General features: G+C 55.1%; 1 protein-coding gene. It reads right to left on the bottom strand.

Going from position 1 to position 916, the window contains the following annotated elements; translation table 11 throughout:
* On the bottom strand, window positions 1–800 hold an 800-nt coding region (locus U1T56_RS24135), incomplete at its 3' end, for a GspE/PulE family protein (RefSeq protein WP_418162039.1).
* Between the last annotated feature and the right edge of the window lie 116 nt (window positions 801–916).

Here is a 916-nt window from a genome sequence, read left to right as displayed (position 1 = left end):
ACGGTCGGCAGCGTTGAAACGCGCAAATCGACCGGATGAAAATCGATGTCCATTTTGATCCGCCCGTCTTGCGGCACGCGGTGTTCGGTGATGTCCATATTGGCCAAAATTTTAATTCTCGCCGTCAACATGCTTTGCATATGTTTCGGCAGCGCGCGTTCGGTGCGAAGCAGGCCGTCGATCCGATAGCGGATAAGCACTTTCGTCTCCTGTGGATCGATATGAATGTCGCTCGCCCGCTGTTCAACAGCAAGCTGCAAAATTTGATTCACCAAACGAACGATGGGAAAATCGTCCTCAGCAGCCCGCTCGTCGTCGCGCACCTCAGGCGGCGGCGTTTGCAAAAAATCCTCAAATGCTTCGTCGATATCGTAATATTTATTGATCGCCCGCAAAATATCGTCTTTTGAAGCGATCGCCGTTTCAATTTGAAACCCGGTCGACAGGCGCAAATCGTCGATGGAAAAAAAGTCCATTGGATCGGCCATGGCAACGAGCAGCCGATCGCCTTCCACCTTGAGCGGCATGACCATATGGCGGCGGGCAAACTCTTTCGGCACGAGGTTTGTCGCTTTCGGATCGATCGGGTACTGGTACAAACTGACGTGCGGAATGCCGAGCTGAAACTCGAGCGCCTCAATCAGATGCTGTTCCGTGATGTAGCCGCGCTGCAACAAGGCGTCGCCAATCTTTTGCCCGGGCGCCTTCTCGCGCAGCGCCTCGGCCAGCTGACTTTCGGTGATCACCCCCGCTTCGACAAGCAAATCACCAAGCCGTTTCCGTTCCTGCTTTTTGCTCATTTTTCCTTCCCTCCGCCCGCATCCGTCTTCTCTTCACTGCCAGCGGCGGGGGCCGATTCCCCGTTGCCCGCCTCATCGCCTTTCTTTGACCCGGTCCCGCTCTCTATATTCCCACC

Source organism: Benzoatithermus flavus, from assembly GCF_037908215.1.
Taxonomy (GTDB): Bacteria; Pseudomonadota; Alphaproteobacteria; order Geminicoccales; family Geminicoccaceae; genus Benzoatithermus; species Benzoatithermus flavus.
This window is presented reverse-complemented; position numbering and strand designations above follow the sequence as displayed.